The following is a 7,029-nucleotide window of genomic DNA, read 5'->3' as shown; positions in this document are numbered from 1 at the left end:
CCCCGCCGCTCGTTCGTGTGTGGAGCCCTCAGCCCAGGTCGAACGCCGGGGTGAGGACGCCTTCCAGCGCGAGCAGCCACTCCTTGGCGGGCAGGCCCCCGCCGAACCCGCCGAGCGACAGCTTCCTGCCCCCGGCCGAGGCCAGCACGCGGTGGCACGGCACGACGAGCGGCACCGGGTTGGAGCCCATGATCGAACCGACGCCCCGGGCGGCGGTCCAGCTCGCGTCGAACGCCCCGGACATGTCGGCCAGCTCCCCGTAGCCGACGACGTGCCCGTAGGGGACCCGCTCGTGCAGGGTGCGCAGCACGGTCAGCCGGGAGCCGTGCATGCTCCGCCAGTCGACCTGCAGGTCGAAGACGCGTCGCCGGCCGTCGAGGTACTCGGCGAGCTGGGTGGCCGCGTCCCGGGTGCGCCCCTCGTCGACGACGACGTCCTCGCCCAGCGTCCGGGCCAGCGCGACCAGCAGGTCCGGGTGCGGACCCCAGCCGACGTGGGCCAGCGCGCCGTCGTCGGCGACCGCGCAGGTCAGCGCCCGGATCGGCCCGGGAGCCGGGATGGTCGTCCACGCGAGCGACACGGCAGCCGTTCACCCCCTCGGGGGAAGAGTGTGACGAACGCGGTGACCCGTTCGGCGCAGCGTCGTTGGTCCATATGTCGTTCCCCAGCGACGGCGGCCCGGGCGGCGGCTCCGCCCGGGCCCCGAGGGCCACGAGCCGGGTGTCACGAGGCTACCCGCGGCGACCGACAGTCCGGCCCGGTCACTCCCCTCCCGCTCGCCGCGACGCCCGCGCCCGGCCGGCACGGCACGCCGGTGCCGACCGTGCCGCAGTCGCCGTTGGGCACCTCGGCCAGATACCGCTGCTGGTACTCCTCGGCCGGGTAGAGCGCCGGGAGCGGTGCGGCCTCGGCGCCCTGTCCGGCGCCCTGCCCCGGGGTGTGCGGTTCAGCGCCGACCCACGCCGATCCAGGAGAAACCCGCGCGGCGCACCACGTCCGGGTCGAGCAGGTTGCGCGTGTCGACGACGATCCGCCGGCCGACGACCCCACCCAGCGCCGTCCAGTCGAGCTGCCGGAACTCGGGCCACTCGGTCAGGACGACGAGCGCGTCGGCGTCCTTGGCCGCCCGCATCGGGTCGTCGACGACGTGGACGTCGTCGGTGCTGCCCGGAACGGCGGCGGGGCAGCCGGGGTCGTAGCCGGTGAGCTCGGCGCCGGCGTCGGACAGCAGCCGCGCCACCGCGAGTGCCGGTGAGTCGCGCAGGTCGTCGGTGCCCGCCTTGAACGTCAACCCGAGCAACCCGATCCGGGCACCGTCGAGCGTGCCGACCGCCTCGCCGATCTTGGCGACCATCAGGTCGCGCTGCCGTTCGTTGGCCGCGATCCCCGCGCTGACCAGCGGCACGTCCACCCCCACCGCGGCGGCGACCTGGACCAGCGCGCGGGTGTCCTTCGGCAGGCACGACCCGCCCCAACCGGGCCCCGGCGAGAGGAACGCGGAACCGATGCGCCGGTCGTGACCCATCCCCTCGGTCACGTCGGCGACGTCGGCGCCGAGCACGTCGCACAGCTCGGCGAGCGCGTTGACGTAGGAGAGCTTGATCGCGAGGAAGGCGTTGGCGGCGTACTTGACCATCTCGGCGCTCGCGGCGTCGGTGAGCACGGTCGGGGCCCCGAGCCGGGCGTACAGCGCGGCGACCCGTTCGGCCGCGTCCTGCTGGTCGGACCCGACGACGATCCGGTCCGGGTTGAGGAAGTCGTGCACCGCGCTGCCCTCGCGCAGGAACTCGGGATTGCTCACGACGGCGACGTCCCTGCGCCGCAACAGCTTCCGCGTCGCCTCGGCGGTCCCGACGGGCACGGTCGACTTCGTGACGACGACGCAGCCCGCCGGCAGCAGGTGCCGCACCTCGGCGGCCACGGCCTCGACCGCGGCGAGGTCGGCACCCCCGCCGGCACCCATCGGCGTCGGCACGCAGAGGAACAGCACCTCGACGGGCGGGAGATCGGGCCGCGCGACGGCCGCACCGGCGCCGACGCAGAACTGCAGCCGGCCCGCGGCCGTCCCCTCGGCGACGAGGTCGTGCAGGCCGGGCTCGAGGATGCCGACCTCGCCCGCACGCAGCCGGTCGACCTTGGCGGCGTCGATGTCGGCGCAGACGACGTGGTGTCCCAGGGAGGCCAGGCACGCGGCGGTGGTGAGGCCGACGTACCCGGCTCCGACGACGGCGATGCGGCGAGCGAACACGGGGAGCTCCTCGCGACGACGGACCGGACGAGCCGATCGTCGCCGCCGTCGGAGGCACCCGGGTGAACGCCGGGCGGGCGCCCGCGCGGCGCGTGCGTGAACCCCCGGCGGCCACCGCCGCCGACGGCGTTGCTAGAGGTCGGCCGCCAGCGGGACGTCGTCGATCGCCGGGGACGTCATCCACTCCCGCAGCGCACGGGTGGCGGCGACGTCGTCCTCGTTGTACTCGAGCAGCCGGGCGCGCTGTGCCGGGTCGGGCGGGTTGCCGTCGAGCCCGACGGCGTCGCGGTACCAGCGCATCGAGTTCTCACCGCCCGCCTCCGCGTCGCGCCACGCGAACCCAGCGGCCGGGGCGATCCGCTTGAGCCCCTTGCCGTGCGCGCAGAGGAACCAGTCGTTGACGACGGCGAACAGGTCGACCCACGAGTCCGCGTCGATGAACTCCTGCACCTGCTCGACGGCCGGGATGCCCGGCATACCCGCGAACCGCTCGGCCGAGCCGAGCAGCCACCGGTTCTCGGCCTGCTCGTTGTAGCAGTACGCCGCGAACGTGCGACCACTCGCGAGGGCCGCGTCGCGGACCCCGGTGATCCAGGACCAGAACTCCGCGAAGGAGCGCGCCTCGTCGATCGTCGGGACCGGGTCCCACGTGGCGAAGGCGCGGTAGCCGTCGGGCTCGTCGCCCTCACGCAGGCCGCCGGGGTGGGTGAGCAGCACGCCCCACATGTAGGCGCCCGCCTCGCCGAAGCTCTCCATGTCGACGTCGACCTCGACGTCGGCCCGCGGGACCGGCACGGCCGGGACGCGCCGGACCACGGACATGCCACGCAGCCACGCCCTGGCGAGCGCGATCGTGTCGGGGAAGGCGAGGCCCGGCAACGGGACCGGCGGCTCCTGCGCCGGATCGAGCGCGGCCAGCTGGGCCACGGTGAACACGCCGACCGTGCGCAGCGCGACCGCCGACTCGCCGCGCACGACGAGGCTCACGTCCTGCCCGTCGGCCAGGGCGGCCTCGCACGTCGGCCACCAGGGACAACGCCGGCACTCGGTGACCCGGGACGGCAGCGCGAGCGCCGGCCCGCCGGTGACCGCAGCGGTGGCGACGCTGATCCGGTCGGCGAACCGCGCGTCGTACTCCACCATGGTGCTGCGCCCGCCGGGCCAGTGCTCGGCCGCGAGGTCGTGCCAGACCACGACGTCGCCGTCGAGCCCGACGACGCCACCGAGCGCCGCGGCCGCGTTCTCGACGGACGGCGCCCATCCGGCGGCACGCAGCATCCGCGTGAGGTGGGCCAGCCGCAGCAGGTCGCGCGGCTGGGAGCGGACCTTGCGGGTGGCGTCGGCGCGCGCCGCACCGGGGAACGGCGCGAGGACGGGCGTGGTGAGCGCACCCTGGCCCGGGTCGGTGACGCGGTGCCGCACGACGAGGACCGGCACGTAGCCGCCGCCCGGCACCCTGACCAGCAGCTCGGCCCCGCCGCGTCGCCCGCCCGCGACGTCGCGCGGGAGCTGGGCGTTCCAGATCAGCCCGGCGTCGGCGGCGACCGCGACGGCGGTGGCCTCGGCCCGTTCCCTGGCGGCGCCGTCGGCGGGCACGACGGCCCACAGCGACGGGTGCTCGGCCGCGAGCAGCGCCCCGATCCGGTCCCGGTGCGCCTGCGCGTCGGCCCGGCGCTGCTCCAGCGAGGGATCGGGCAGGGCGCGGGGCGCGTCGGCCACCGTCGGGTCGTGGTCGAGGTGCACCCGACGGCGGCACCGGGTGGTGACCGCGGCGTCGAGAGAGACGCCCGTGACGGCCGCGCCGCCGGTTCCGATGGCGGGCGTGCGCTCCCGCATCGAGGCAGGCGGGGTCTCGTTCACCGTCACACACCCGAGGGTAGAGACCACCACCGACAGCCTCTGCGCCTGCCACCGGCGCGTCCGGCCTCTAAGGTGACCTCGATCCGGGCCGCGACCCGGGCCGGCGGGGGCACCCGGGCACGAGGAGGACGAATGGCACTGCGCCGCAGGGCCGGCAGCACCCGCGCGGAGGCGAAGGCCCTCCGGAAGGCCGCGAAGGCCGAGGCGAAGGCGGCCGAGCAGGCCGCCGAGCAGGCCGCGATGCTCGAGAAGGCCCGGGTGAAGGCGTTGAAGAAGACCACCGACGCCGAGGTGAAGACGGCCAAGGCGCTCGCCGCCGCCGAGAAGAAGACCGAGAAGGCGGCGAAGAAGACCGGGCGCCGCGTCGGGTCGGCACAGGACACCGCGGTCAACGCCATCGCCACCGCCACCTCGACGGCCCCGGCGAAGGTCGGGCGCGCGATCGCGGTCGGCAAGGTGGTGGCACCGCTGCTCGCGCCGTACGCGCTCGCCGCGGCGGGTGCGGCCCGTGCGCAGTGGGACGAGTACCGCGCCCGCAAGCTCGGCGTGCCGGCCGACCGGCTGGGTGCCTACACGGGCCGCGGCGGGGCCCTGCACGCCCGGATCTCGCGGATCGCCGAGGCGTTGCCGGAGCTGAAGTCCGACGGCGACGCGCAGACCACCGGGCCCGGCCGGCGGTTCGCCGCCGACACCGAGCCGCGGCTCGCGGACCTGTCGGTCGCCGTGCGCGCCGCGGAGCAGATGCCGACGGCACGGCGCAGGACGGCGTTCCGGGCGGTCGCCTGCGAGCTGGACCGCATCGAGGACGAGCTGCTCACGCAACTCGGCGTGCGCGTCTGACGGCGGCCGTCGCCTCACCCCCGACGCCCCCCGGGCCGTGGGTGCCGCCCCGTCGAGGCCGGCGGCTACCGTGTGGACCCGTGAGGCGCGGCCACGGGACCCGTGCCGCGGTCCCGCGTACGCCGCGGTCGCACCGCGGTTCCCGCGGCGTGCGCCGTGACCGCGCGGGACACGGCCCCGGGATGCGGAGCGCGCGCGGTGTCGCCGTCGCCTCCGCGAGTGCGCTGATCACCGGTCTCGGGCACGTCGCGGGCGGCGGCACGGTTCCCGACCTCGGCCTGCTCGTCGCGCTGTTCCCCCTGATCGCGGCCCTGATCATCGCGCTGGCCGACGCCTGCCGCGGCATCGTCGGGATGCTCGCGGTGCTCGCCGCGGGCCAGTTGGCGATGCACCAGACCATGGACGTCCTCGGGCACCACCAGGCCGCCACCGGCGGCCGGCCCTCGATGCTCGGGATGCACGTCGTCGCCACGATCGCGACCGGCCTGCTCATCCGCGACGCCGACCAGGTGCTCGCGGTCCTGCTCGGCTGGCTCGGGCGCGTCCTGCCCCGGCGCCTGACTCCCCCCGCGGCCGACCGGCCGCTGCCGACCCTCGCGGTCCCGTCGCCCGCCGTCCTCGGCGACGCGGCCCGGGCGCTGCTGGGCCCGCTGGCCCGTCGTGGTCCACCGATCCGGGTGTGAGCCGACCTTCACCACACCTCACCACCGCCTCCTGTCGCGGTGGCTTCCTCATCGGAGACCCCTACCCATGTTCAGTTCACTGCGCCGTACCGCCCTTCGCGGCGGCGTCGTCGCCGCGGTCGCCGCCGGAGTGGCGCTCGCCGCGGCCTCCCCGGCACTCGCGCACGTCACCGCCCAGCCGAGCACGGCCCAGCAGGGCGGCTACACCGTGATCAACTTCCGGGTGCCCACCGAGTCCGACACCGCGGGCACCGTCAAGCTCGAGGTGAGCTTCCCGACCGACCACCCGCTCACCTCGGCGCGCACGACGCCACAGCCCGGCTGGACCGCCACCGTCACCAAGGGCACCCTGCCGCAGCCGATCCAGCGCGACGGCGCCACGATCACCCAGGCCGTGACGACGGTGACCTGGACCGCACAGCCCGGCACCCGCATCGGGCCCGGTCAGTACATGGACTTCCCGCTCTCGGTCGGCCCGCTGCCCGACGACACGACCGGCCTCGTGTTCCCGGCGACGCAGACCTACGACGACGGCTCCGTCGTCAACTGGAACGAGATCCAGCAGCCCGGGGCGGCGGAGCCCGACCACCCGGCGCCCAGCATCACGCTGACCCCCGCGACGGGCGGCGGGCACGGCGGCCACGACGCGGCGGCCGCCGGTGGCACCGACGGCTCCTCCGCGGGGACGACCGACACGACGGCCCGCTGGCTCGGCGGCATCGGCCTGCTGCTCGGAGCCCTGGGGCTCGGACTCGGCGGCGGCGCGGTCCTGCGCAGCCGCCGTCCGAAGTCGCGCACCGGCGGCTCGGCCGCGGCGAAGGAGGAGAAGGTGACGACTCAGTGAGCCGCGCGGCACGGCTGGCGAGCCGCGCGGTCGCCGTGCTGGTCGCGGCCGGGCTGGCGCTGTTCCTCGGGGCCGGCCCGGCGTCGGCGCACGCCCAGCTCGAGGGCAGCGACCCGCCCGACGGGGCGAGCCTCGCCACCGGGCCGAGCAGCGTCACGATCCACTTCAGCGACAGCATGCAGGCCGGCTTCAACACCGTGACCGTCATCGGCCCCGACCACCTCGCCTACCAGCAGGGGCAGGTCACCGCGGCCAACGACTCGGTGACGACCGGCGTCATGCCGCTCGGGCCGGCCGGCCGGTACGAGATCGGCTACCGCGTGGTGTCCGACGACGGGCACCCCGTCCAGGGCAGCGTGTCGTTCACGCTCACCCGGCCCGGTCCGGGCAAGGGTGTGCCGATCGCGAACGCGCCGCAGGCCGCCGACGCCGCGCCGGGCGGCGACAGCGGGTCAGGTGGGGCGCCGGTGTGGCCGTGGATCGTCGGCGCCGTCGTGCTGGTCGCCGGCGGCGTCGCGCTCGCGCTGCGGCTGGGCCGCAGCTGAGGAGCGGCA

At 75.9% G+C, this 7,029-nt stretch carries 7 protein-coding genes; 4 read left to right on the top strand and 3 right to left on the bottom strand.

Annotation, left to right across the window (positions count from 1 at the left end):
• Positions 1-28 precede the first annotated feature (28 nt).
• From PSD17_RS05905 to PSD17_RS05895, 3 genes are all read right to left on the bottom strand, one after another.
• The gene (locus PSD17_RS05905; protein WP_339122032.1) at positions 29-580 is read right to left on the bottom strand and encodes a methylated-DNA--[protein]-cysteine S-methyltransferase; all 552 of its coding nucleotides are present in this window, start codon (positions 578-580) and stop codon (positions 29-31) included.
• A 366-nt stretch (positions 581-946) separates the two neighbouring features.
• On the bottom strand, positions 947-2,248 hold the full coding sequence (locus tag PSD17_RS05900) for a UDP-glucose dehydrogenase family protein (RefSeq protein ID WP_013672360.1): 1,302 nt from the start codon (positions 2,246-2,248) through the stop codon (positions 947-949).
• 132 nt (positions 2,249-2,380) lie between these two features.
• On the bottom strand, positions 2,381-4,084 hold the full coding sequence (locus tag PSD17_RS05895) for a TM0106 family RecB-like putative nuclease (RefSeq protein ID WP_339122113.1): 1,704 nt from the start codon (positions 4,082-4,084) through the stop codon (positions 2,381-2,383).
• A 156-nt stretch (positions 4,085-4,240) separates the two neighbouring features.
• Here PSD17_RS05895 and PSD17_RS05890 point away from each other — a divergent pair, with 156 nt between their 5' ends.
• From PSD17_RS05890 to PSD17_RS05875, 4 genes are all read left to right on the top strand, one after another.
• The gene (locus tag PSD17_RS05890; RefSeq protein WP_013672358.1) at positions 4,241-4,948 is read left to right on the top strand and encodes a DUF6474 family protein; all 708 of its coding nucleotides are present in this window, start codon (positions 4,241-4,243) and stop codon (positions 4,946-4,948) included.
• Between the two features lie 182 nt (positions 4,949-5,130).
• Positions 5,131-5,631: a hypothetical protein gene (locus PSD17_RS05885; RefSeq protein ID WP_013672357.1), complete on the top strand. Its 501-nt coding sequence runs from the start codon at positions 5,131-5,133 to the stop codon at positions 5,629-5,631.
• A gap of 67 nt (positions 5,632-5,698) precedes the next feature.
• Positions 5,699-6,475 carry a YcnI family copper-binding membrane protein gene (locus PSD17_RS05880; RefSeq protein ID WP_339122029.1) on the top strand — a complete coding sequence of 259 codons (777 nt, stop codon included), beginning with the start codon at positions 5,699-5,701 and terminating at the stop codon, positions 6,473-6,475.
• On the top strand, positions 6,472-7,020 hold the full coding sequence (locus tag PSD17_RS05875) for a copper resistance CopC family protein (RefSeq protein WP_013672355.1): 549 nt from the start codon (positions 6,472-6,474) through the stop codon (positions 7,018-7,020). The genes PSD17_RS05880 and PSD17_RS05875 overlap by 4 nt, the downstream gene beginning before the upstream one ends.
• The last annotated feature ends 9 nt before the right edge of the window (positions 7,021-7,029 follow it).

It is taken from the genome of Pseudonocardia sp. D17, assembly GCF_036984265.1.
GTDB classification, from domain to species: domain Bacteria; phylum Actinomycetota; class Actinomycetes; order Mycobacteriales; family Pseudonocardiaceae; genus Pseudonocardia; species Pseudonocardia benzenivorans.
The sequence above is the reverse complement of the archived record's forward strand: the minus strand, read 5'-3'. Positions and strand labels throughout refer to the sequence as shown.